Source organism: Pseudomonas sp. GM25, from assembly GCF_000282255.1.
Classification (GTDB): Bacteria; Pseudomonadota; Gammaproteobacteria; order Pseudomonadales; family Pseudomonadaceae; genus Aquipseudomonas; species Aquipseudomonas aphyarum.
Window position 1 is genome coordinate 254832 of sequence record NZ_AKJQ01000038.1, and the last position, 23167, is coordinate 277998.

Consider the following 23167-nt stretch of genomic DNA (forward strand, 5'->3'; position numbering starts at 1 on the left):
TATCCATGTGAATCGGTTGGCGCCAGTCATATTGATTTCAACAAGTCGGAGAGCCCGTCCAGCGCCTGCTCTATGTCAGCGACCAGACCAGCCTCCAGCGAACGCTCGCGGACTTGATGTTCCAGTTGCCCGAACACCGTCGACATCTGATCCGCCCGTACCACCGACAACGCACCGCTGACCGAATGCAGCCGCTGTACGACATCGGTTTGCCTGCCATGGGCGATGGCCGCGCGAACAGCGTCCATGTCCTGTTGCATCGTGCTGTGAAACAGGCTGCGCATTGCCGCTGACAGTGTGATGGCCGGCTGGACGGGAACCGTTTCGCCTGCCTTCAGAGGTTTAGCAACCGGGTTGCGCTTGTCACTCCCGAGCTGGCTCAGGGTGCTCATCAGGTCCGTCAGCCGCAGTGGCTTGACCATCCAGGCACTCATTCCGGCCGACTCGCAGCGCTCACCCTCATCGCGCATCGCATTGGCGGTGATGCCGATGATCGGCACCTGCCCGTCGGTCTGGCGAATCTGACGGGTGAGCTCATAGCCGTTCATGACCGGCATGTTCACGTCGCTGAGCACCACATCGAAATCGTCCTGGTTCCAGACCTGCAAGGCCTGAAGTCCGTTGCCCGTGACGGTGACCTCACAGCCCAGGGATTCGAGCTGTTCCTTGAGGATAGCCTGATTGATCAGGTTGTCTTCGGCGACCAGCACGTGCAGTTCCAGCCTCGGCAGTGCGGCCTCGGCCAGCGGCGAGAGCGCAACACCCGCAGGGTCGGTGGCCAGAAGTACGCCGTCGGCAATGGCTTGAATGTGCTGCGCGCTGACCCGTGCGCCCGTACTGGTGTGTTCAGGGGCCAGCGGCCCTTCGTATTCGCAGCGCAGGACCTTGCCCTTCCACGTCAGGGGTACGTCATCCGTCGCCAGCAGATCGACCAGCAGCGCACCGGTCGGCAGCTCTTTGGAGCGGGGTGAAATCACCGTGGCGCTGGCGCCCCAGTGCGTCATCCACCCCTGAATGTTGTCCGCCAGTTCCCGCACCGGTGCGCGGATGTAGATCTGCCGTCCACTCAGGTTCGGTCCGGCCTTTTCGGTTCGAGGGGTTTGCGCAAGCGTCAGCGGCAGCACGACGGTGAAGCTGCTGCCCAGTCCCTGTTCGCTGACCACCGAGATACTTCCACCCATCAACGCAACGAACTGACTGCAAATCGACAGGCCCAGTCCGGTACCGCTGATGAGATTGCTGGTGTGTGCCTGATAAAAGGGCTCGAAAATGTGCAGCTGTTGTTCCGCGGTGATGCCAATCCCGGTGTCGGTAACCTGAACCTGCAACTGCGGCCCCTGCCCTTCGCTCTCCAGCAACTGACAACGCAGGACCACGCGCCCGAGGCTGGTGAACTTCACCGCGTTGCTCAGCAGGTTGTTCAGAATCTGCCCCAGCTTGACGTCGTCCCCGTGTATCTGCGGTGGAAGGGCCGGATCGATGCAGGCGTATATCTGCAGGTTTTTCGAGCGCGCGCCGGCAATGTGGGCGGCCACGGTGGCTTCAATCAATGCCAGCGGAGAGAAAGACACCGGCTCGAGGGTCAGTTGGCCGGATTCGATTTTCGACACATCCAGCACGTCGCTGATGATGTCCAGCACTGTCGTGGAGGAAATCTGCATGGTGCGCAGGTAATCGAGCTGACGGGGTTCCAGCGGGGTCAGCCCCAGCAGTTCCAGCGTCCCCAGCACGCCGTACAGCGGTGTGCGGATTTCATGGCTCATCGTCGCCAGAAAGATGGTTTTCGCCTCGCTGGCTTTCTCCGCCTGTTTTTTTGCCTGGCGCAGCGCCACCGAACGTTGCTGGTGCTCGGTGACATCGGAAAACGCGCAGATCAACACGTCCTGATCCTGGTAACGGGCGCTCGCGTAATTGACCAGGTAGTGACGCTCCTGCAACGCCATGCAGGCTTCCCCGCTCAAGGTCACACCGGGCTTGCGAAACAGCCGGGAGACTTCCTGGGCAACCACCGTGCTTTGTTGTGCCCGCTGGTTTTCCATGACCACCCCGCCGTCGGCGAGACGGATGACCACCAGCCCGGCGGGGGCGCTTTCCACGACGGCGCGATTGAAGGCCTGGCTTTCGACGAGACGATCCTGGGCAACCTTCGCCGGAATCACCACGTGCTTGCGGTAGTAGACGTATAAAAGCCGGAAGCACACCGCCAGCAAGATCGACAGACCCAACAAGCGCAGAACCGGCAACGCCGCCCATTCGGCGAGATGGCGATAATCGACGAAATACTGCGCCACCCACCGTTCGCCCGTGGTCGACGGTTCAGTGGTGGTAATGGACAGTCCTTCGCCCGACCAGGCAAAACCCGCCGCCTCGACTGGCGTTTGGAGACGCCCGACCAGAGTTTCACCCTCAGGCCCGACCAACGCGAAACGGCCATGAAACGGCAGCCCGGAGTCCGCCGCCCCTTCGTTCGAGTGGCGGATGTCGGACAGCGTGACAACTGCCACGTGATCCATACCGCTGTCGACGCGCGTGCGGTTGATCGGCAGCTCGCCGGTGACAAAGGCGGCCACTTGCAGGGCAGGCTCCTGCCCGGCCGCCTCGGGCACAGGCCGGACCCAGCGGACACTGCGACTGCGCGACCGGTCCGTGTCGATGATCTGCCGGTACAGGTTCTGCAGGGTCTGGGCATAGTTCTGCCGGGTGAGCAGGTTTTCATCGCGGAACTCGCCTATCGCGGGCACCACCAGCCGGGCCGGACTTTCGGGACTGAAGACAAATACCTGAGGCGACAACAGGCTCGATTGGGCCCAGAACCGACTGTAATAGTTGGTCAGGTGCCAGCCGATGGAGGACAGCGCGTTCAGACTGGTCTGGCCCTGATCGCTCGGCATATCGACCATGAATGGCAAGGAAAACGCGCCCTCGGAAACCTGATAGACACTGTTGTGTGCGTCGCTGAATTGCAGGTTCTGCTTGAGCCCGCTCGGCACACTGGCCAGCGTTTCCGTCGGGGCGACCAGTCGATCGGAAATCGCCTGCAGGAACACCTCCTGCTCGCGCACGTTTTTCATCACCCGCGAAAAATGCGCGTCGGCCTTTTCCCGCTCGCTGTCGAACAGGCGCACGATCGCCCAGGCGTTCGTCACCACCAGCACGAACACCAGCCCCAGCGACAACAGCAGTCCGCTGCCCAGGCGCATCGAGCTCCTGGCCAGCGATCCAAACAGACTATCGGTATTCATTGCGTGCCTCGAAAGCTCCTGCACCACTGGGGTTCATGGTTGAACCATAGACAACGTTTTCACCCGGGCCAGCGCCGGCGCTCAAATGCCGTCGCGCCTGCCGGGGCCGTCCGCAGACAGCAGGCCCAGAAACTGTTGTGAATGCACCGCTTTGGAAATCAGGAACCCCTGCACCTGATCGCAGTCAAGCCGACTCAGGAGCGCGAGCTCTCCGGCTGTTTCCACGCCTTCGGCCACGACATTCAGGCCCAGCCGTTTGCCGAGGGCGACAATGCTGCTCAGCGCCGCCTCCAGGTTTTCGTTCTCGACGCAACCGCTGACCAGCGAGCGGTCGATCTTGAGCTCGGTAAAGGGCGTGGAAACCAGATTGAAGTAGGAACTGTAGCCTTTGCCGAAGTCATCCTGAGCCAGACCGAAGCCCTTGAAGCGCAGCCGGCAGACGCCTGCGAAATAATGGCCCTGGTGCTCGGTGGCGGAGCTTTCCATCAATTCGAAACTGATCTTCGACGGAATGCCGCCTCGTGCCAGAACCAGATCGTGCAGGCGATCCGGCAAGTCATCACTGGCCAGCAGGTGCGTCGGCAGGTTGATCGAGACCGGCACATCGTAGCCCTGCGCTCGCCAGGCCGATTGAGCGCTGATGGTGTGGGCGACAAACTCCATCAACAACGCCTCTTCCAGATTGTGCCGGATGATGCCCGGCAGAAAGTCCCTGGGCATCAACAGGTCGTCGCTGCTTCGGCGCCATCGAGCCAAGGCCTCCGCCGCGACGATGCGCCCCGTCGCCAGTGATTTTTTTGGCTGGAACCACGGCTGGATCTGACCGCTGCTGATAGCCGCGGTCAGGTCGCCGGAACTGAAATGGGTGGGCGCCTTCAACGCTGTAAAAGCGCCGTTGCCCGCTGCCATGGCGTGTTTGATAGTGTCTTGCAGGGCTTCGAATCTGACGGGTTTGCTCAGCACGCCCGCAACGCTGAAGCCCAGGCTTCGGGCCGCCAGGCTGACACTGCTCAGCATGCGCCCGTGGGCGATGCTCATGAATGCCAAGGCCGGTTTGTACTCAAGTTCCGTCAGGTGCTGGACCAGTTGCACACCGTCCATGCCCGGCATCATCAAGTCGCTGAGCAACAGGTCGAAGTGCCGGGTCTTGAGCAGCTCGAGCGCGTGGTGTCCATTGACCGCCGGCTGGACGCACACGCCACCCAACGAGCCGAACAATTCGAGCAGGTATTGAAGTTGAAAGGGGTTGTCCTCGACAACCAGCACGCTATAAGCCATCGACATTCACCCTTTCGTAGTGTTGCAGGCAATTGAACAGCGCGCCCAGGCCAAATGGTTTCACCAGCAATTGCTGCATGCCGGCGCCGAGGCAACGGTCACGCTCGTCACGCATCGCATTGGCGGTGGCGCCGATGATCGGCGCGGTACAGCCGAGGCTGCGCAATCGACGGGTCAGGTCATAGCCATTCATGCCCGGCATATTGATGTCGGTCAGGATCACGTCGAAGTCGTCGGCCGCCCACAGCACCAGCGCTTCAGAGGCATCGCTCGCCAGCACGACCTGACAGCCCAGCTCTTGCAGCTGATCCTTGAGGATCAACTGATTGATCACGTTGTCTTCGACCACCAGCACCTTGATCGACAGCTTCTCGCAGACGTCCGCATCCAGCAGGCGTTGCGGATGATCAACGCGCCCCTGGGCCTGAATGACTGCATCGAACAGGCCGTTGAGATCATTGAGCTCGACGTCCCAATGATTGAACGTCTGGCCTTCCGTCTGGCATCCGTCGGGGCTCACCACAATGCTCGCGCCTTTCCAGTCGCAGCACAGGAGGCCTTGTGCCTCGGGGTGTATTTCGATCAGCACCGCCGACGGATCCGCACCGGTCAGCGGCGGCTTGCCGATCTGCGCCCTGGCGCCCACGGTTCGTAGCCAGCCTTCAACGTACTCCGCCATCTCCAGCACAGGCGAATACACATACACCGGTGCCTGGGAAAACCCGCGTTTGAGCTGAACCTCGGCGGTTGTCGAGACGCGCTCCAGCGCGACGTCCAGGGTAAAGCTGCTGCCCAGCCCCGCCGCACTGACCACCCGAATGTTGCCATTCATCAGCAACGCCAGCCGCTGACAGATCGACAACCCCAGCCCCGTGCCGGCGACCACGTTGGTGGCACTGCCGGTCTGGTAAAACGGCTCGAACAGAAACACCTGATCCTCATGGGTGATGCCGGGGCCGGTGTCCGAGACTTGCCAGCAGACCTCCAGACGATCCCCGGCCGCCGCGCCCGCCCTCACCCGCAGGACAACCTGCCCGCTGTCGGTGAATTTGACGGCATTGTTCAGCAGATTGTTGAGGATCTGCCTGATCCGGGTCACATCCCCGCGCAATACGGCGGGCAGAACGGGATCGATCCAGGAATAAAGCAGCAGCCCCTTGCTGCGCGCCGCGCCCCGATAGCTCTGCACGACGCTGTAGACCAGGTCCACCGGAGAAAAATCGTGGATCTCCAGGGCCAGTTGACCGGCCTCGATTTTCGCCACGTCCAGCACGTCGCACACCAGGTTCAACAGTGCCGTCGAGGAGCTTTCAATCGCGTGCAGATAGGATTTCTGCTGGGCCTTGAGCTCGGTCTTGCCCAGCAGCTCCAGCGTACCCAGTACGCCATACAACGGTGTGCGGATTTCGTGGCTCATGGTGGCCAGGAACAAGGTCTTGGCCTCGTTCGCCGCGTCGGCCATCTGCTTGGCCATGGCCATCGCCGCTTCCACCTGTTTGCGCGAACTGATATCGCTGAACGCACAAAACAGCACGTCTTCGCCGTTGTAGCGTGTCGGCACGAAGCTGAGGTAGAGATGACGGCCATTGCCAGCCTGAAACTCGTCCGACTGGTTCGTTTCGTTCTCGTCGAACGCCCGCTCGATCCAGCCGTGGCACAGGCGTTCGCGCTCATTGCATTCGCCCAGCCACTGCTCCGATAACCGGTTTTCCAGCACCACCTGTCCGTCGGCACGCCGCAGAACGCACAGAGCAACCGGTGCGGTCTGGATCACCGCGCGGCTGAACGCTTCGCTTTCGATCAACGCATCGATGCGCTCGGTGGCGGGAGTAATCAGGCGTCGTTCAATACGCGACACCAGTCGGTTGACCATCAGTGTGATGAACGCAATCAGCGCGATCGAGATCGCCAGCGGCCACCAGAGCACATGCATCAAGGACAGCAGATCGATCGAGTAGTAAATCTGCCAGTTGGAAAACCCCAGCTGCCGGCGCATGACCAGCCGATCCGGCACGGCGCCCGGGCCCGAAAATCCGAAGTTCTGGCCGATTTCCAGGCGCAGAGCGGGCGAAGGCAGCGCCACCCCGGCACTGCTCATCATGATTTCGCCACTGGCATTGAGCATCATGAACTGCCCGGCCGTGTCGTCATGCAGGGTGTTGGTGACGTCGGATGCATCCATTTCCATGCCGATCCAGCCTGATTGCGCGCGGCTGCGATCCATCAGCGTGAACACATAGATGCGGGGCGGTGAGGCACTCTGATCGCTCATCCAGACTTCCTGGCTGACGACCGGCACCTGTTCACCGAGCCGATGCAGTCGCTGCAGGATGTCCCCGGACAACGGTGCAATCGGCGCCGAACCGCCGTTCAGATAAAACGCCGGAAAGTCAGGCTCATCCGCCACATACACCAGGTTGATCCGGTTCTTTTCAAGAAACTCGACGGCGCGCTGCGAGAGCGGCAGGTTCCACGGTCTGGCGGCGTTGGGGACGCCCGCCTCGTTCGCCGCATTGAGTTTGTCGAGTGCCGAGAACGCCAGACATCTGAGCAACACTTCACGCTGGGTAAAGAACACCCGCGCATGGGTGATGGCGTCACTCATGTAGCCTTGCCGCCGGGAAATCTCGCTGCTGAACACGGAACTGAGCGTGACGATGGCACCGGCGACCATGCCCAGCACGAGCAACTGGGCAAACAGGCGCAACAACCTGCGCGCCGCTTTCGGCGTAGAAAAATAGGCATCGGCAGGCTGGAGAAATTGCTTGAGTTTCATGGCGCAAGGGTAGAGCCCGGCCCCCGCCGCACACCATCAGGCAAACCTTAAAATGAGCCGCCCCGGCACGCCGTCCTGATTCACTGCGCCTTGCGCGCAGCGTTTCTCAACCGGCTCAAACCACCGCCCGGCCCGAGGAACCGGTCCATGGAGTGAAGGTGTTCCAGCTGCATATGTGCGGTGAACAGGTCGATCAGGTCGACAATCTCCGGCCCGACCTTTTCGCCGCAGTACAGCACCGCCGCCAGCCGCCCCATGATTTCGGCGTTCAGGCGCGAACGCTCGCGCACCGCATGGGGCGTCGCGTCCTTTCCTATATCTTTGTAAACGACCGGGATCAACGCACCGCCAATCGCGTCGATCAACTCCCGCATGTCCAGATCGGCAATTTTCATGGGCCCCCTCCTGCAAAAATTCTGTTTCCTGTACGGTCCGCTCAGCGCAACAACAGGGCGGTGATACAGGCCCCGATCGCCGCGCCGATGCCGGCAGACAGGCCGGCGACCAACGCTGCCTGCAGCATGGCGCTGAGAAAAATCTGCCGTGACTGTTTTTCGAAGCGCTCCATGCCGGCGCGCTGCTTGACCTCCGCCGTGCTCAATACGCTGCGAAGCTGCCGGTGCGCCTGCACCAGTTCGGCGTTGGCCGACAGCATGTTCACGGCCAGATCGTTGGCCGCTTTCGATGCAGCGTTGCCGATCGCCGTGACGCCGGCCATCGCTCTGTTCAGTTCAGCCACGAATGGATCGGCGCCCGGCAAAACCCGCTCGGCCGGCAACTCATTTGCAATCGCTGGCTCACACACAATGTCTGCGCCCATCACTTACCCCAGCCTGTGAATGTGAGTCTCAAGTCCTGAATCGTTTGGTCAGGTCTGCCATGGCAATCGCCAGTTTCGACAGTTCGTTGCTGGCCATCGCGGTCTGATTCGCCCCGGTCGAGGTCTGCATCGACAGGTCGCGGATGCTGACCAGATTGGTATCCACCGAACGCGCGACCTGCGCCTGCTCTTCCGAAGCGGTGGCGATCATGAAGTTTCTTTCGTTGATCTCGGTGATCGTGCGCGCAATCTCCGCCAGCGCCGAACCCGCCTCATGGGCGATGCTCAAGGTGTCCTGGGCGTTGACGCAGCTGTTGGACATGGCCAGCACCGCCTGATCCGCCCCCGCTTGAATATCGGCAATCATGTTTTCGATTTCTTTGGTGGACTCTTGCGTACGGTGAGCCAGCGCCCGGACTTCATCCGCAACCACGGCAAATCCTCGCCCCTGGTCTCCCGCCCGGGCCGCTTCGATTGCAGCGTTCAAGGCCAACAGATTGGTTTGCTCGGCGATGGCGCGAATCACGTCCAACACCTTGCTGATGCTCTGGGCCTTGACCGCCAGCCCCTCCACTTCCCCGCTGGTTTTTTCCACCGTGGCGGTCAGGCCCTGAATCGCCTTGACCGTTTCCGTGACGCGCTGGGATCCGGTGCGGGTCGAACGCTCCGACAGCTGCGCGGATTCGGACGCAGAGGCCGCGTTCCTCGCCACCTCTTCCACCGCGACGGTCATTTCGTTGACCGCGGTGGCGGCCTGCTCGATTTCGTTGTTCTGGCGCTGAATCCCGGCACTCGACTCTTCGGTGACGGAATACATTTCTTCCGCTGCCGAGGCCAGTTGACTGGACGAATCCCCCATGTGGCGAATGGTGTCGCGCAGACTGGCCTGCATCGCGGCAGTCGACGCCATCAGATCAGCGAGCTCGTCTTTGCCGGTGATTTCAAGATCGGATCGCAGATCGCCTTCGCTGATGCGTTTATTGACGTCCAGCACGGCCAGCAACGGAACCGTGATGCTTCGGGCAAAGACAATGCCCAGAAAAACACTGATCAACAGCACAGACAGACCAATCCCGATGACCGTCTTGATCGAACTCTGGTAGATCCCTTCCGACTCGATACCGGATTGCTGACCACCCAGGCGGTTCAACTCGACCAGTTTGCCGACGGCGAGCTGAAGCTCGTTGGTCGGTTGGCGGATATTCTGATCGATATATCGAGCAGCGGCGGTTGCATCACCCGACTGGGCCAGCGACAGGAAACCGTCCAGTTTATTGTCGTAGTTGGCGACCCCGGACTTGACCTGTTCGTAGAGGGCTTGCTCTTCCTTGCTGCTCACCTGCCCCTGATAACCCTCCACCAGTTCCTTCAACTTGACCCGAGTGGTGGCCAGGGTATCGGTGGAGATTTTCCGGACATCATCACTGCTGGTATTGATCAGCCGGAAACTTTCCAGGCGCAGGGTCAGTACCATCGAGTTGATCAGGCCGGCCTGACGGACGCTTTCCATCCAGTTCTTTTCGATCTCGACGGCGGCCGCGCGCACCCGTCCCATCTGCGACAGCGCGATCCCGCCCAGCGCCACCACCAGCACATTTATTATGAAAAAAACCAATATGGCCCGTTGAACGAGCCTGAACTTCCTAAGCAGCATATTCTCAGTCCTACATGAAACCGGCCTGACCTGTTCATCAGCGGTAGTTGAGTCTATTAACGAGAAATGCAGAAAACGATCAGGCGATCCTTAATTGTCAGGCGGCAAGTTGCAGCCGCCATCACCTGCGAGCAAGTCGACAACACCCTGTTCATCGAGCAGGCCGGCAATCAATCCGCCCTGGGCTTCATCGCAGCCGATCTGCCGCAGCAATTTCAACTCCTGCGCTGTCGTCACGCCTTCGGCAACGACCGTAAAACCCGACTGCTTGCTTTCGAACACGATACTGGCCAACGACTTCGCGAGTTTTTCATTGGAGATTGCGCTTCGAAGTAACGGCAGAAAGATTTTGACGTCGGTGAACAACCGCACATCCAGCCGGAAATAAAAACTGTATCCCTGACCGGCATCACTGTGAGTCATCGCGAATCCGTGCAACCCCAGTTGATAAATCGACTCGGTGTATGGCCCCAGACTCTCGCGCCTCAGGCACTTGCGCAGATCCAGCCCGATAGAGCCAGGGTCCCCTCCTCGCAGGATCACTCGCTCATAGAGACGATCCGGATAGTCGGCGCCATCGAGCAGATAAAGCGGCAACTTCAGCCAGACCGTTATGTTGTGCCCCCGTTGCCGCCACGACCGCTGAACAGCGATGACCTTGTCCAGAACATGGTCGAGCTCCGTCTCGGGAGACTCCCGTTCAAACACCGCCTCGACAGCCACAACCCGGCCGTCCTGCAGATTGATCCGGGGTTTGTAGCGGATCTGAAGGTCTGGCGACGGGTTGAAATCCTGATCATGCGCCAGGAGCTGTTCTGCCCGAGCCACCGCGCGCAGGGCCAGCGATTTGACCTGTACGCTGCGCAAGTCAGCGACGTCGGCCGGTCTGGAAATCGAACCGACCACCGGGAAGCCGAGATTTCTGACCGCCAGAATCGCGCTGACCGTCCGTTGCCTGGAACGAGCGTTGACGATCGCCAGCGCTGGTCTGAGCGGGAGAGCCGCAGCTTTGCGAATCAACGCCGCGCCTTCTTGCTCCAGCAACTCCAACGGCCCCAGGATCATGTCGGCCGGGCGTTCATGCAGTCGCTCGATGGCCTCTCGCAGGGTCGCCGCGTTCTGCAGGGTCACGTCGCCCATGCTCGCCTTGATTGCCTGCAAAAAACGGCTGGCGGATGCATCCAGCCCGACCACCAGTATCGTGTAGAACAAGGCCAGCCCTCCTCGGCGCGCGGCTCGGAGTGTCCGGTTCCGGACGCCTGCCAACCCTGCGAATGGTCTTTTATCGGGTTTTATCAATCCATAAGCCGATCCTGAAAAAGCATTCGCGAGCCGTTGCAGCGCCCGTTTGCCTGAGCGGCATGACCGTTCGGCGCTTTTTCTGGCAGCCCTGCACAAACGGGTCTAGGGTTGCGTGGCTGGCAAAATGCTGGCCACTTGGCAAACGTCGCTCGACGAGCGCCATCAGCGGCACTGGAAGAAAAATCAGGGATGGTTTTTGTGCTTGCGCGGGTATTGCACTCTTGAAGAGTGAACGACCTATCCCTGTGTTTCGTTGCTTTCTATCAAGGACAGAAAGATGAACAACGTACAGGCGAGATTTCCCCGTTTGCCCCAGCGGGACACCCCTTCATTGACGCCCGAGGCCAGGCCCGACGGTTTTGGCTGACGACGCTTGCGCGTGAGCCGGCGCTGCGGCGTCGAACCTGCGCGAACCCCATTTGCGGATTGATCAGATCCCGACGGATCAGGCTGTCACGTCGCCGAGAATCCCGGTTGCCGGTGGTTCTGGCCGATGTCGTTCGCCTGCCTGTCAGGAAAGGCGCCCCTTCTGCGCAAGGGGTCGAGCGGCACACACCCACGAGGAAGGCCTCGATATGACCGGTTCAAACCACAACATCCCGCCCTACGGCGTCGCCATCCAGAGCGCGATCACTGGCGGCGATCTGCAGCAGATGAAGACTTTGTTGAAGCAGCGCGATTCAACGAAGCCGGAAGCGAAGGAGCTACAAACCGCGTACGAAAAACTGGCCAAAGAAGTTACTCGACTGGAAAAACCCTAAGGCCATTTCCCACATTGCAATGGAGGCAATCAACATGTCAGCAACTCAGCAAAATGTCGGCTTGTTCCCGGTGAGCTACCGGATCGGTACGGGCCAGCCGGGGGCGCAGAGTCTTGCGCTGAACCTGCTGGTGTCCACGCCACAGCAGCATGTCACCGGCAACGCTGCCGTAACTCAGGCAACCAATCCGCCGCTCGACATCGATTCGGACGTCTGGGGCGAATACACCTACATGACGGTAATGAAGCCCGGTGTCAGCAAGATCCTGATCACCGCCCAGGGCAACCATGGTGGTCCCGGCTCCAACTCGATCATCAACTTCAAGATTCATCTGGTGGTCGGCACCGACTGGCGCGAAGGCGTGGCCAACTATGAGTACTTCGACGGCCAGCGCTGGCACGAACTGAACAACGTGCCGGCGCATCTGGTGGAGGTGCCTTCGAACGTCCTCCAGCCGTTCAATCCCGGCCCGGTGATCGAGCCGCACAAACCGGTTCTGCCGCTGTATGCCGCGCCGATTCAGGGCGCCATCGCCAGCGGTGACCTGGCCCAGATGAAAAGCCTGTCCGCACAGGCCAGACAGCAGCTGGAGCAACTGCCGCTGCTGCGCAAAGCCGTGGACGACGCCAACAAAGAAATCAGCCGCGTGCAAAGTCGCTGATCGGCCATTTGGAACCATCACTTTCACAAGGGAGCAGCATCATGTCGATCGGACTTTTTCACACCCGCCTCATCGCCAGCAATTCACTGCTGGGCGCACCGGTTCTGACCCTCGATATCGTGGTCGATACCGTCCGCAAAAAAGTCAGCGGAACCGCCAGCGTGTTTCAAAGCACCTGGCCACCGGTGAATTTCCATGCCCGGGTCTGGGGCGACTATTCCGAGGCCAGGCTCACACCATCCACCGAGACCTACCTTATTCTCACCCTCGACGGCAGCCCGAGCGGCCCGGTGAGCCAGATCGCCCAGACCTTCCACCTCAAGGGCATTCTGAACGACTGGACCAGTGGCTTTGTCGATTACCGCTACAACGAAGGCGGCCAGTGGCAGGACGTGCGGCACGTCGCCGTGCATCAGGCGCCAAGTGTCGAACCTCTACCGCCCGAGCATCATGTCCATCCGCTGTATGCGGTGGCCGTGCAAACGGCTCAGGCCAGCGGTGATCTGGCGCAGTTGAAAGTCGCCGTGCAGCAGGGCGAACAACAGCTGGCCCACGAGGACGCCTTGCGCGGTGCCCTTGCGCAGCTGAATGCGGAAATCGCGCGACTGGAAGCGCGCTAAGCGGTACGGCCCGGGCGCGGTCATGGGTGACCGCGCCCGGTCTTCCAGCCAATCGAGGTCAGTCCACTCGTGCCGCGCACAGGCTCGTGCGCAAGGATCTCCCATGACAGACAACCGCCCTGCCCGCTACCTCAGCGACACCGATCTCAAACGCTACGTGCCGGTGCACGTGGTCTGGGAAATCACCCTCGCCTGCGACCTCAAATGTCTGCATTGCGGTTCCCGCGCGGGGCATCGGCGCCCCGATGAACTCAATACCCGCGAATGCCTCGACGTGATCGATTCCCTCGCCGCCCTCGGCACCCGCGAGATCACCCTGATCGGCGGCGAAGCCTATTTGCGCAAGGACTGGACGCAACTGATCCGCGCCATCCACGACCACGGCATGTACTGCGCGATCCAGACCGGCGGGCGCAATCTGACCCCGGCGAAGATGCAGGCAGCGGTCGATGCCGGGCTGAACGGGGTCGGCATTTCCCTGGACGGACTCGCGCCGCTGCACGACAAGGTGCGCAACGTGCCCGGTTCGTTCGACAAGGCCGTCGACACCCTGCGCCGGGCCAAGACGTCGGGGCTGGCGGTGAGCGTCAACACCCAGATCGGCGCGGCCACGTTGCCGGACCTGCCGGAGCTGATGGACACCATCATCGAGCTCGGCGCCACTCATTGGCAGATCCAGATCACGGTGGCTATGGGCAACGCCGTCGACCATCCGGAACTGTTGCTCCAGCCTTATAAGCTGCTGGAAGTGATGCCGCTGCTCGCCCGGTTGTACCGCGAAGGGCTGGATCGCGGCCTGCTGATGAACGTCGGCAACAACATCGGATATTACGGCCCTTACGAACATCTATGGCGCGGCTTCGGTGACGAGCGCGTGCACTGGAGCGGCTGCGCGGCCGGCCAGACCGTGCTGGCGCTGGAAGCAGACGGCACGGTGAAAGGCTGTCCGTCACTGGCGACCGTCGGTTTCTCCGGCGGCAACGTGCGCAACATGAGCCTGCACGACATCTGGCATTACAGCGAAGGCATGCACTTCGGCCGCCTGCGCTCGGTCGATGACCTGTGGGGCTACTGCCGAAGCTGTTATTACAACGACGTCTGCCGGGGTGGCTGCACCTGGACGTCGCACTCGCTGCTGGGCAAACCCGGTAACAATCCCTACTGCCATTACCGAACCCTGGAACTACAGAAACAGGGTTTGCGCGAGCGCATCGTCAAAGTCGAAGACGCCGCCCAACGCTCGTTTGCCGTCGGACGTTTTGACCTGATCACCGAACGCATCGACACCGGCGAAAAAGTCAGCAGCGTCAGCGACAGCGGCCAAGTGATCAAACTGGCCTGGATCAATCAGGGCCAGTCCTCCCCCGAGGAAGGACGCCTGCCGACGCAACTGGCCCTGTGCCGCGACTGCCTGCAATACATTCAGCCGCACGAATCGATCTGCCCGCACTGCCACGCCGATGTCGCCGCCGCCGAGGCCCGGCACCTGACCGACCGGGCGCGGCAGCAGGCGATCATGAAGACGCTGACCGGTTTGCTGGCGGGAGTGCCGGGTTCGTTGAGCTGAAACGGTGACGGCTGCCGTTTGCCCGCTCGCCGCGAAAAATCTCGAACTCGCTCAGTGGCGCTGCATCCAACGTTTAAGCCAACGGAGGTCAGCGCCATGAACAACGACAGTAAAGCTCCACCCACCGATACGTCCGGCAAACCGGTCAATGTGGTGAAACGCGATCTTGAGGACCCGGACGACGACACCCGCGGCGTGGATGAGGTCATCACGCCCTCGTCGACCCGCACCAAGGAGCAGGACGCTGAAGAGTTGCAACGCAAGGTCGACGAAATCGAACGCAAGGTTGCGGACGGCAACTGACCGGTTCGTCGAGGCAGGTCTTTGCCAGGTTTTCGGGCTACAGCGGTCGCGCCGGCTTGCATGGCGTTCGCTGAAAAGCCCGAAAAACCTGACCGGCGATACCGTCCGGGAAATAAGTAGCTGTTTTCCCTGAAATTTATTGGCTTCAGGGGTTCACAGAACGCAAGAGCGCTGGTAAAGTGCCGCCCACTGTTGCAGAGGTCCTCCCGGGACTGAAACCAATAGCTACAGGGGCGTCGCCAAGCGGTAAGGCAGCAGGTTTTGATCCTGCCATGCGTTGGTTCGAATCCAGCCGCCCCTGCCATTTTTTTCCTCGTTTCACCCTCCTCCGCTTCACCTCTGCCTCAACGGCAAATCACTTCTTTGAATTCAACGTAATCGCCGAACGCACCAGCGCTTTCAGAGCCTTGGCATCGATCTTGTCGTCTTCGTGAACATCAATCGCCCGCCGGGTGTTGCCTTCAAGGCTGGCATTGAACAGTCCTGACGGATCCTCCAGCGCCGCGCCTTTGGCAAAAGTCATTTTCACCACAGCCTTGTAGGTTTCCCCGGTGCAGATGATGCCTTTGTGTGACCAGACCGGAACGCCCCGCCACTTCCACTCCTCGACGACCTCCGGATCCGCCTCATGAATGATCGCGCGAATCTCGGCCAGCTTCTGGCCGCGCCAGTCGTTCAGTTCCTTGATTCTCGCGTCGATCAGCACAGAGGGATTCTCAGTCGCCGCGCCGCTGCTGTCCTTCTTCATATCCTTGTTCTCCCGAAAACCTTTTCCGCTATCCAGCGTAGCGCCGACTGAGCCAAACGCCGGGCAAAAAAAGCCCCGCAAGGTGCGGGGCAAAGGAATTGGTTGGTTGCGGCCAACCAAAGGAGCATCGTCAAAAAGCGTTAATCGTCAGGTGTTACAGGCACTCCTGGGCAGCCCGTTCAAAACTCGACGGCATGAAACTCGAAGCCAGCAAGTGGCGCTCGTACAAAAACACCTTGCCGCCGTCCTGCGCCTTGTAGGCTTCCAGGACGTTGTCTGCCGCCACCTTGCTCGGCACCACGATCCGGTAGCTGCGCTGGGTCTGCGACACGGTCGGGTTCAGCGCACTGCCCTGCAGTTTCGGCACCACGCATTCGGCGTACTGGGCGGGCGTCTTGTGCGTCTGCAGGGTCAGCGTCGGGTCGTTCGGCGCAGAAGCGCATGCGGTCAGCAACAAACTGGCAGAAGCCATGGCAGGGATAAAAAAGGCACGCATGGATAAAATCCTGAAAATAAAAGGTTCGGTTCTTCGGCAACGTTCAGTGTCACGGGCACTGCCGTTGCCGTTTTTGATTAGGCTGTTCAGCCTGCACTCACCAGGGCCTTGAGCGAGTCATCAAACTGCTTCAAGGCACTCAGTTGCAGGTCGCGCTGCTGTTCAATCCCGGCAGCGATTTCGGGCGCTGCCTTGTTGTGTACCCACACCGAAGGCAGTTGCTTCTCCACCGCGCCTTCGGCCTTGCCGATGTATTGCAGGTTGGCGTCGTAGAAGCGTGCAGCGAACCGCGCTTCGACCTGACTGTTGCGCTGGGTCAGCAGCCGGTTGTGGGTGTCGAGCATCACCACCACGTCCGGATGAGCCTGCACCAGCGCATCGAGGCTGTCGTAGACGGTCACCGAGAGAAACTGTTGTTGCAGCGAGCTCATCAACCAGTCGATGGCCAGCTCCGGATCGGAGCTGTCGACGAAGGCGTCACGGATCCGCGCATCAAGCGCATCCTTGGCACCGTTCACCGCCACATCGTGGTAACGCTCGAGGTATTGCAGGTTGTCCAGAGTGTTTTCGCTGTACAGCACACCGACGGTTTGCGAGTGCTGCAGCGCGGCGCTGCTGCCGGCGACGGGCAGAAAATGGCACGATTTGGCGTCGTCTGCGTAAGCCGGGGCTACGGCGGCGGCCACCCCGCCCATCAGCAGGGCGACTACAGCCAGTCGGGTCAAAGTCTTCATCGCGCAATTCCTTCAGCGGCGTGTTCGATGGAGGCGATTTTCCGCCCATCGGCGCCAAAGCAGAACTTGCGTTTCTTGATGGTCACTATTACTTGAACCAATAGTTGCGCGGCGTGCAGACTGCTGCACACTCAATCACAACGAAAACAGATGAGGATTACCCGTGCGAACCTTTGATCTGATCCGCGATGCCGTCCTGCCCGAATTCCGCGACCGGGTGGCCGAATACCTGGTCGAATACGAAACCGTGCTGGGCCAGCCAGCGGACAATTCGGAGTCGGTGCGGGCCGCGGCCAATCAGTTGCGCGGTTATCTGCGCGGCCTCAATACCACGCGAGTACTGGGCATGGCGGACTGGGAAGAACTCGACCGGCGCGTGCTGAACACCTGGCTAGCGCCCGCTCGATGACACGCTAGACTCTTCAGGCTGCGCCCGCAGCGCCAGACCTGGAGGTGTCCCATGAGCAATAACACCGAACCCACGACATTCACCGGCTGGGCCGCCACTTCGGCCGGCGCGCCGCTGGAGCGCTTCAGTTACGACCCCGGCCCGCTGGGCGATGAAGAAGTCGAAGTCGCCGTGGAATATTGCGGCGTCTGTCACTCCGACCAGTCGCTGATCGACAACGACTGGGGCATCAGCCAATACCCGTTCATTCCCGGTCACGAAGTGGTCGGCCGCATCGTGCGCACAGGGCCGCAGGTACGCGGCCTGGAAGTCGGCCAGCGTGTGGGGATCGGCTGGTATAAGGGCAGTTGCATGCATTGCTCGTCCTGCATCGGCGGTTCCCATCACCTGTGCGCCACCGCCAAACCGACGATCATCGGCAGCCATGGCGGGTTCGCCGATCGGCTGCGCACCCATTGGGCGTGGGCGCTGAAACTCCCGGACAACCTCGACCCGGCCCTCGCCGGCCCGTTGTTCTGCGCCGGCTCCACGGTGTTCAATCCGCTGGTGGAGTTCGACATCAAGCCGACCGATCGGGTCGGCGTGGTGGGTATCGGCGGCCTCGGTCACCTGGCCCTGCGGTTTCTCAATGCCTGGGGATGCGACGTCACCGCCTTCACCTCATCCCTGAGCAAACAGGACGAAGCCAAACGCCTCGGCGCCCACAAAGTCGTCGCCTCCACCGACAGCGAAGCGCTGAAAGCGATTGCCGGCACCCTCGACTTCCTGCTGATCACCGCCAACGCCAACCTCGACTGGACGGCCATGCTCGCCACTCTGCGCGGCAAGGGCCGACTGCACTTCGTCGGCATCGTGCCCGACGCGATTCCGGTGCACGTGTTCAACCTGATCCCGCAACAGAAATCCCTGTCAGCCTCCCCAGTCGGCTCGCCTGCCACGGCGGCGACCATGCTGGAGTTCTGCGCGCGGCATCAGATCCTGCCGCAGGTGGAGGAATTTCCGATGAGCCAGGTCAATGAGGCTGTCGACCATCTGCGCAGCGGCAAGGCGCGGTACAGGATTGTGCTGAACGCCAGCAAATGAAGGATCGGCGCGTCGGCTGACGTCGAACGCGCCTTCCCGCTCTCGTAAAAATCCTGGCCTGAGGTTCGCTGGTACCCCAAGGGAACGTCAGATGCTCGGCAACAGGAATGCCAATAGCAACAACGCACTGATAGCGACCAGACTCACGGCCATGCTCAGCCACTTGGATCCGCCATACAGAGCCTTCATGCCAAGCTCGCCATTACGCCCGGCGAGCCTCATGGCTACGCCTATACCGAGCAATGTCACGAGCACTCCGGTTTGGTGCTGTTCAACGTATTGATTCAAGAGCATCGCAAGGTCACCTTGAGCCTTCCACTGCCACAGGCCATACACAACGACAGCGCTGTAGAGACTCAGCCACAGCCCCCACGCTGCAGTCGTGACCACGAAATACTTCAGCGGTGGATTGCGCAGATTAGGACGCCATCTGCGTATGAACGAAATAGCCCCGAAGTGATAGCTCCAGCGCAGGCCGGCCAGGGCATAGACCAATACTGCGGAAAAAACGAACGCAAACCAGAAATAGCGTCCCTCGGTATTGTGCAGCATGAGCAACAAGTCGGCCGCTGGCCTGGAAGGATCGGACTTGTTCATTTCACGCCAGAACACCCACTGGTAAACCGACCGGATAGTCGCCGCAGCCACGCCGGCTACCAACAGAGGCGTTACCCAAAGGCCTGGCAGTTTTGCATAGATCGGCTGAGCCTCATGAGGCACTCTCACAAATGCCAAGGGTTTGATAAACATTGGGCCCAGCATCAGCAAAACGTAGGCAGTGGCTTTGGCTCCGCGCAGAAGGCGCCAGGCTCGACGAAGTAAGGGGGGCATTAAAAACGTCTCTGGATGTCAAAGCACAGACGCTATCCGTCACCTGCGCGAAGACCAACCTAAAATTCGATTTGCCAAATTCGCAGAAAAGAAGCCGAGTGTTTATCGCCCCCTTACCGCCGATGACAAAGAAAAATCGACGAACCGATCAAATAACCAAAAAGAATTAATAAATAAACAATCAGTATTTATCGTTATAAAAATCTCGGCGTACTCTCACCTCATTCCGTCATTGAACACAGTGAAGTGCGCCATGAAACCGACTGACAACCTGATCGACTTCGCCGTCTACCGCAAACGCCGCCACGCCCAGCAACAGGCCCGGCTGATGTGGGAAATGTATGCGCGCAATGCCGGTTATCAGGCTTACCAGTGGGTGCAGGCCGCTCGTTCCAGCGAGACGCGTCAAGCGTGAACGCCCGTGAACCCTCGCGCTTTCTGGCGAGCGCCGATGAACCTGTGCTGGACCTGAACAACCTCGATTCCCTGGAAGAAGACCCGATCTGTGAACGCGTCGCGCAGAACCTGCAACGTCTGCGCGGCAAGCGGCACCTGTCGCTCGATGCCCTCGCCCGCCAGTGCGGCGTGAGCCGGGCGATGCTGGCGCAGATCGAATCCGGGCGCAGCGTGCCGTCGATCAAGGTGCTGTGCAAAATCGCCAAGGGTTTGAAGGTGTCGGTGGCAGCGTTTCTGGAGCACCGCGCGTTTGAAGGCGTGGCCGTGTTGTCGGCGAGCCAGAGCAAACGTCTGGTCAGCGCCAGTGGGGCCTTTGTCAGCCGCGCGTTGTTTCCCTTTGATGTAGCGCGCCAGTCGGAATTCTATGAACTGCGCCTGAGCCCGCTGGGCGAGGATCAATCCGAGGGCCACGGCCCGGGCGTGCAGGAAAACCTGGTGGTGGCTCAGGGAGTGCTGGAGATCAGCGTCAACGACGAGCGCTATCTGCTGTCGACGGGCGACTCGATCCTGTTCTACGCCGACCAACCCCACCGTTATCGCAATCCTGCCGACAGTGAAGCGGTGGCGTATCTGGTGGTGACCTACCCCGAACGCCTGGACTGACAAACAGACAGACAACAAAAAGCCCGACCGGGAATTTCCCGGTCGGGCTTTTTCATGCGCTGGCGCAAATCAGCAGGTGCAGCACATCATCGGCATGCCGTTGCAGCTCATCATCATCGGCATGCTGCAGTCGTTCATCATTTTCATCATCAGGGCGCAGCAGTTTTTCATCATGTCCATGTTCATGCCCGGCATCGGCATGATTTTGCACATCATGCAGTCGGCCATCATGGTGCATTCCATCACGCACTTCATCGATGGCATCGGCATGCCCATCATCGGCATTGGCATCATCATGTTCATCATCGGCATGGCCATGGCCGCCGGGGACATGCACATCATGCTCATGTTGCCGCAATGCATCATCATCGGCATGCCGCAGTCCATCATCATCTGCATCATTTCAGCGCTGTTCTTGAACATGGCCATGTCCATGCCAGCGGCCGGCATCATCTTGCACATCATGCCGTCGTCCATCATGTCGCAGCTCATGGTCGCCATCATCATCGGCATGCCCGTCATCGGCATCATCGGCATGTTGGCGTTCATCGGCATTTGCATTTGCATGGCGTTCATCATGGTGTAGCTCCCTGAGGATTAAGAACTGGATGAGAAGTTGATGGAGCGGATTCTAAGGATTGGGAAATCCGCAACAAGCTGTCCATCGAGCAGCAAAAACTGCTGTTCAAACGCTTCAAGTGCAGCGTTCCGTGCGACTTGAACCGTTGCAGCAGCAGAGTAGACGCCATGACAGATCCGGAAAATGCGGGAGCAGGTTTTTGAACGTGATGGATATGCGATCTAACACCAAGCAAATAACTTAAAGAAATAATCGTTCTAACCAGCGGGCACTATTTTTAGCTTGCTTGCTTATTCCATTAGTTCAGCGACGATCCATTTTTTAATCTTTTATTGCTATTAACCGTCACCTCTATAATTCGGGACAGTTCTTAACAATAAGGAAGTTCCATGCCGCAACGTTTTCTATTGGCAGCACTGTTCCTGGCGGTCGCCGGGTGTGCCAGCTCTCCTCCTGTTTCCGTGCATACCAAGGATCCCGCAAGTTCCACACTGCAAGGCGATGCCACGCGGCCGGCGCAGGCGCAGTGGGTGCGCACCGAGTTGTATTTCTCGGTGGGGCCGCTGGAAGGCAAGGAAGGTGTGGTGAGCCCGGCGCGCTGGCGCGAGTTTCTCGATCAAGAAGTGACGACGCGGTTCCCGGACGGGTTCAGCGTGTTCGATGCCTATGGGCAGTGGAAGGACCACGACGCGAAAGTGCCCGAGCGACTGGCGACCAAGGTGATTGTGATCCTGCACGAAAGCAGCGCGAAACGTGAGAGTGACATTGAGGCGATTCGTTTGGCTTACAAGCGGATTACGGGGGATTTGTCGGTGTTGCGGTTGTCGCAGCCGGCGGTGGTGTCCTTCTAATCTACGCTCCGTTGCAGAGCCTGCCGAGGTGTCGACACCAGGCGGCTCAACCCGGCCAGCAACAACGCGCCAACCATCAAAACCCCGATCCCCAAAAACGCCCCCAACCCCACCACCGTCACGCTGGAATACAGCATGTAAACGCACAACACAAAAAACAGCAGCGGCAACAGCGGATAAAGCGGCACCCTCACCGGCCGGGGCACCTCGGGAAAGCGCCGCCGCAGAATAATCAACGCCAGACTGCTCAGACTCAGAAACAACCAGTAAACCGGCGTCAGATACTCAACCATGGTGTTGAAGCCACTCTGGGTAAAACTGCCAAACAACACTAACAACAACGCCACCGCCCCCTCAGCCAGTAATGCCTTTCGCGGTACACCGTCACGCTCGTCCCATTCCCCGAAGCGACGCAGTTGCGGCACATCGCGGGCGGCGGCGTAGGTGGTGCGAGCACCGACCAGCAAGGTCGAGTTGATGGTGGCGATGGCCGCGATGCCGACCATCAAGAGAATCAGCAGCACGCCGGGGGCACCGAAGGCGCGGTTCAACAGTTCCACCGCCGGCGCGTTGCTCGCGGCCAGACCTTCGAATCCTAGCCCCTGGACGAACGCCCAGTTCAGCGCCAGATAGATCGCCATCAGCACCGTCAGCGCACCGAGCATGGCGATGAAGATCCCGCGTCGACCGTCGCGCACTTCGGCCGATAACGTCGCCGCATCGCTCCACCCGCCGAAGGCCAGAAACACGAAGATCATCGCCGCAGAAAACCCTGCTGCGCCAGTGTGCTCAGGCACGACCGGATCGCTGGGCAGCGTTGGTTCGATCCCTTGCCACGCCAGCCAGACCCCGGCGCTGGCAATGCTCAGGAACCCGAGAGCAAGCAGCCCGACCAACACAGTCTGAGTAATGAAACCAATGTGCTTGCCCGTCAGATTCAGCAGCACCAAAGCGGCAATGATCGCACCGGCAAACACTCCCGATCCGTAATGCCCCAACGGCACGACCGCATTGAAGTAGTCGGCAAACATGAACGCCGACAACGCGATCCACCCGGTGTGCATCACCGAGAACCGCGACCAGGCAAACAGGAAACCCATACGCTCGCCGTAAGCGGTGCGCAGGAAATGATAGTCACCGCCCGGATGCGGGAACGCGGTGGCCATCTCGGCAAAGCACAAGGCCCCGGCCATCGACGCCAGTCCGCCGAGCACCCAGACCCAATAGAAATGTTCCGGCCCGACGTTCAAGGCAACGGTCGGCGTGGTTTTGAGAATGTCAGTGGTGATGACCATGCCCAGCGTGATCAGCAATGCCTGGAACACCGGCAGGTGCCGCTTGGGGCCATTGGTTTGAGTCATGAAGGTTCCCGCTGATGATCCGCCATCCATG

The 23167-nt window shown here is 60.2% G+C and carries 23 protein-coding genes and 1 tRNA gene; 11 read left to right on the plus strand and 13 right to left on the minus strand.

Annotated elements, in window-relative coordinates; translation table 11 throughout:
• Positions 1 to 26: 26 nt before the first annotated feature.
• From PMI24_RS15430 to PMI24_RS15460, 7 genes are all read right to left on the minus strand, one after another.
• Positions 27 to 3242 (minus strand): hybrid sensor histidine kinase/response regulator, encoded by a 3216-nt coding sequence (locus tag PMI24_RS15430; protein ID WP_007955451.1) that lies wholly within the window; start codon positions 3240 to 3242, stop codon positions 27 to 29.
• Positions 3243 to 3323: 81 nt separating this feature from the next.
• The gene (locus PMI24_RS15435) at positions 3324 to 4520 is read right to left on the minus strand and encodes an EAL domain-containing response regulator (protein ID WP_007955452.1); all 1197 of its coding nucleotides are present in this window, start codon (positions 4518 to 4520) and stop codon (positions 3324 to 3326) included.
• Entirely contained in the window at positions 4510 to 7296 is a 2787-nt protein-coding gene (locus PMI24_RS15440; protein WP_007955453.1) for a response regulator, read from the minus strand. The genes PMI24_RS15435 and PMI24_RS15440 overlap by 11 nt, the downstream gene beginning before the upstream one ends.
• Positions 7297 to 7376: 80 nt before the next feature.
• Positions 7377 to 7691, minus strand: coding sequence for a hypothetical protein (locus tag PMI24_RS15445; protein ID WP_007955454.1), 315 nt, complete (start codon positions 7689 to 7691; stop codon positions 7377 to 7379).
• A 41-nt stretch (positions 7692 to 7732) separates the two neighbouring features.
• A complete protein-coding gene (locus PMI24_RS15450; RefSeq protein WP_007955461.1) occupies positions 7733 to 8116 on the minus strand; it encodes a hypothetical protein in 384 nt (127 codons plus the stop codon).
• A gap of 28 nt (positions 8117 to 8144) precedes the next feature.
• On the minus strand, positions 8145 to 9770 hold the full coding sequence (locus PMI24_RS15455) for a methyl-accepting chemotaxis protein (RefSeq protein ID WP_007955463.1): 1626 nt from the start codon (positions 9768 to 9770) through the stop codon (positions 8145 to 8147).
• A gap of 90 nt (positions 9771 to 9860) precedes the next feature.
• Entirely contained in the window at positions 9861 to 10982 is a 1122-nt protein-coding gene (locus PMI24_RS15460; RefSeq protein ID WP_007955465.1) for an EAL domain-containing protein, read from the minus strand.
• 665 nt (positions 10983 to 11647) lie between these two features.
• Here PMI24_RS15460 and PMI24_RS15465 point away from each other — a divergent pair.
• The 6 genes from PMI24_RS15465 to PMI24_RS15490 all read left to right on the plus strand — a co-directional run bounded on the left by PMI24_RS15465 (position 11648) and on the right by PMI24_RS15490 (position 15288).
• Positions 11648 to 11833, plus strand: a complete 186-nt coding sequence (locus PMI24_RS15465) for a DUF1843 domain-containing protein (RefSeq protein ID WP_007955467.1) — start codon at positions 11648 to 11650, stop codon at positions 11831 to 11833.
• 34 nt (positions 11834 to 11867) lie between these two features.
• Entirely contained in the window at positions 11868 to 12494 is a 627-nt protein-coding gene (locus PMI24_RS15470; protein WP_007955470.1) for a DUF1842 domain-containing protein, read from the plus strand.
• A gap of 41 nt (positions 12495 to 12535) precedes the next feature.
• Positions 12536 to 13114 (plus strand): DUF1842 domain-containing protein, encoded by a 579-nt coding sequence (locus tag PMI24_RS15475; protein WP_007955472.1) that lies wholly within the window; start codon positions 12536 to 12538, stop codon positions 13112 to 13114.
• 103 nt (positions 13115 to 13217) lie between these two features.
• Complete coding sequence (locus PMI24_RS15480) at positions 13218 to 14681, plus strand: GDL motif peptide-associated radical SAM/SPASM maturase (protein WP_007955475.1); 1464 nt, start codon at positions 13218 to 13220, stop codon at positions 14679 to 14681.
• A gap of 96 nt (positions 14682 to 14777) precedes the next feature.
• Positions 14778 to 14984 carry a hypothetical protein gene (locus PMI24_RS15485; RefSeq protein ID WP_007955480.1) on the plus strand — a complete coding sequence of 69 codons (207 nt, stop codon included), beginning with the start codon at positions 14778 to 14780 and terminating at the stop codon, positions 14982 to 14984.
• Between the two features lie 229 nt (positions 14985 to 15213).
• Positions 15214 to 15288 (plus strand) — tRNA-Gln (locus tag PMI24_RS15490).
• Between the two features lie 51 nt (positions 15289 to 15339).
• Here the strand turns inward: PMI24_RS15490 and PMI24_RS15495 are convergent.
• From PMI24_RS15495 to PMI24_RS15505, 3 genes are all read right to left on the minus strand, one after another.
• Entirely contained in the window at positions 15340 to 15732 is a 393-nt protein-coding gene (locus PMI24_RS15495) for a DUF1801 domain-containing protein (RefSeq protein WP_007955482.1), read from the minus strand.
• Between the two features lie 154 nt (positions 15733 to 15886).
• Positions 15887 to 16228, minus strand: coding sequence for a hypothetical protein (locus tag PMI24_RS15500; RefSeq protein ID WP_007955484.1), 342 nt, complete (start codon positions 16226 to 16228; stop codon positions 15887 to 15889).
• Between the two features lie 86 nt (positions 16229 to 16314).
• Positions 16315 to 16962 carry a hypothetical protein gene (locus tag PMI24_RS15505; RefSeq protein WP_007955486.1) on the minus strand — a complete coding sequence of 216 codons (648 nt, stop codon included), beginning with the start codon at positions 16960 to 16962 and terminating at the stop codon, positions 16315 to 16317.
• A gap of 163 nt (positions 16963 to 17125) precedes the next feature.
• On the opposite strand from PMI24_RS15505, the gene PMI24_RS15510 reads away from it, so the two are divergent.
• On the plus strand, positions 17126 to 17371 hold the full coding sequence (locus PMI24_RS15510) for a hypothetical protein (RefSeq protein WP_007955488.1): 246 nt from the start codon (positions 17126 to 17128) through the stop codon (positions 17369 to 17371).
• A gap of 51 nt (positions 17372 to 17422) precedes the next feature.
• A complete protein-coding gene (ahr, locus tag PMI24_RS15515) occupies positions 17423 to 18454 on the plus strand; it encodes an NADPH-dependent aldehyde reductase Ahr (RefSeq protein ID WP_007955490.1) in 1032 nt (343 codons plus the stop codon).
• Between the two features lie 87 nt (positions 18455 to 18541).
• Here the strand turns inward: ahr and PMI24_RS15520 are convergent, their stop codons facing one another.
• Positions 18542 to 19204: a hypothetical protein gene (locus PMI24_RS15520; protein ID WP_157222940.1), complete on the minus strand. Its 663-nt coding sequence runs from the start codon at positions 19202 to 19204 to the stop codon at positions 18542 to 18544.
• A 334-nt stretch (positions 19205 to 19538) separates the two neighbouring features.
• Here PMI24_RS15520 and PMI24_RS29360 point away from each other — a divergent pair, with 334 nt between their 5' ends.
• Both PMI24_RS29360 and PMI24_RS15525 read left to right on the plus strand, forming a co-directional pair.
• Positions 19539 to 19700, plus strand: a complete 162-nt coding sequence (locus tag PMI24_RS29360) for a hypothetical protein (protein ID WP_007955494.1) — start codon at positions 19539 to 19541, stop codon at positions 19698 to 19700.
• Between the two features lie 53 nt (positions 19701 to 19753).
• Positions 19754 to 20344: a helix-turn-helix domain-containing protein gene (locus PMI24_RS15525; protein ID WP_162130482.1), complete on the plus strand. Its 591-nt coding sequence runs from the start codon at positions 19754 to 19756 to the stop codon at positions 20342 to 20344.
• Positions 20345 to 20413: 69 nt separating this feature from the next.
• Here the strand turns inward: PMI24_RS15525 and PMI24_RS29500 are convergent, their stop codons facing one another.
• The gene (locus tag PMI24_RS29500; RefSeq protein ID WP_007955499.1) at positions 20414 to 20923 is read right to left on the minus strand and encodes a hypothetical protein; all 510 of its coding nucleotides are present in this window, start codon (positions 20921 to 20923) and stop codon (positions 20414 to 20416) included.
• A gap of 390 nt (positions 20924 to 21313) precedes the next feature.
• Here PMI24_RS29500 and PMI24_RS15535 point away from each other — a divergent pair, with 390 nt between their 5' ends.
• On the plus strand, positions 21314 to 21775 hold the full coding sequence (locus tag PMI24_RS15535; protein WP_007955500.1) for a DUF3574 domain-containing protein: 462 nt from the start codon (positions 21314 to 21316) through the stop codon (positions 21773 to 21775).
• Here PMI24_RS15535 and PMI24_RS15540 read toward each other — a convergent pair.
• Positions 21772 to 23136, minus strand: a complete 1365-nt coding sequence (locus PMI24_RS15540; RefSeq protein ID WP_007955501.1) for an APC family permease — start codon at positions 23134 to 23136, stop codon at positions 21772 to 21774. The genes PMI24_RS15535 and PMI24_RS15540 overlap by 4 nt on opposite strands.
• Between the last annotated feature and the right edge of the window lie 31 nt (positions 23137 to 23167).

Bases quoted from the DNA above. Each gene is read 5' to 3' on its own strand.
- PMI24_RS15430 (WP_007955451.1), bottom strand. From the start codon at position 3,242: ATGAATACCGATAGTCTGTTTGGATCGCTGGCCAGGAGCTCGATGCGC.
- PMI24_RS15435 (WP_007955452.1), bottom strand. From the start codon at position 4,520: ATGGCTTATAGCGTGCTGGTTGTCGAGGACAACCCCTTTCAACTTCAA.
- PMI24_RS15440 (WP_007955453.1), bottom strand. From the start codon at position 7,296: ATGAAACTCAAGCAATTTCTCCAGCCTGCCGATGCCTATTTTTCTACG.
- PMI24_RS15445 (WP_007955454.1), bottom strand. From the start codon at position 7,691: ATGAAAATTGCCGATCTGGACATGCGGGAGTTGATCGACGCGATTGGC.
- PMI24_RS15450 (WP_007955461.1), bottom strand. From the start codon at position 8,116: ATGGGCGCAGACATTGTGTGTGAGCCAGCGATTGCAAATGAGTTGCCG.
- PMI24_RS15455 (WP_007955463.1), bottom strand. From the start codon at position 9,770: ATGCTGCTTAGGAAGTTCAGGCTCGTTCAACGGGCCATATTGGTTTTT.
- PMI24_RS15465 (WP_007955467.1), top strand. From the start codon at position 11,648: ATGACCGGTTCAAACCACAACATCCCGCCCTACGGCGTCGCCATCCAG.
- PMI24_RS15470 (WP_007955470.1), top strand. From the start codon at position 11,868: ATGTCAGCAACTCAGCAAAATGTCGGCTTGTTCCCGGTGAGCTACCGG.
- PMI24_RS15475 (WP_007955472.1), top strand. From the start codon at position 12,536: ATGTCGATCGGACTTTTTCACACCCGCCTCATCGCCAGCAATTCACTG.
- PMI24_RS15480 (WP_007955475.1), top strand. From the start codon at position 13,218: ATGACAGACAACCGCCCTGCCCGCTACCTCAGCGACACCGATCTCAAA.
- PMI24_RS15485 (WP_007955480.1), top strand. From the start codon at position 14,778: ATGAACAACGACAGTAAAGCTCCACCCACCGATACGTCCGGCAAACCG.
- PMI24_RS15495 (WP_007955482.1), bottom strand. From the start codon at position 15,732: ATGAAGAAGGACAGCAGCGGCGCGGCGACTGAGAATCCCTCTGTGCTG.
- PMI24_RS15500 (WP_007955484.1), bottom strand. From the start codon at position 16,228: ATGCGTGCCTTTTTTATCCCTGCCATGGCTTCTGCCAGTTTGTTGCTG.
- PMI24_RS15505 (WP_007955486.1), bottom strand. From the start codon at position 16,962: ATGAAGACTTTGACCCGACTGGCTGTAGTCGCCCTGCTGATGGGCGGG.
- ahr (WP_007955490.1), top strand. From the start codon at position 17,423: ATGAGCAATAACACCGAACCCACGACATTCACCGGCTGGGCCGCCACT.
- PMI24_RS15520 (WP_157222940.1), bottom strand. From the start codon at position 19,204: ATGTTTATCAAACCCTTGGCATTTGTGAGAGTGCCTCATGAGGCTCAG.
- PMI24_RS29360 (WP_007955494.1), top strand. From the start codon at position 19,539: ATGAAACCGACTGACAACCTGATCGACTTCGCCGTCTACCGCAAACGC.
- PMI24_RS29500 (WP_007955499.1), bottom strand. From the start codon at position 20,923: ATGATGAACGCCATGCAAATGCAAATGCCGATGAACGCCAACATGCCG.
- PMI24_RS15535 (WP_007955500.1), top strand. From the start codon at position 21,314: ATGCCGCAACGTTTTCTATTGGCAGCACTGTTCCTGGCGGTCGCCGGG.
- PMI24_RS15540 (WP_007955501.1), bottom strand. From the start codon at position 23,136: ATGACTCAAACCAATGGCCCCAAGCGGCACCTGCCGGTGTTCCAGGCA.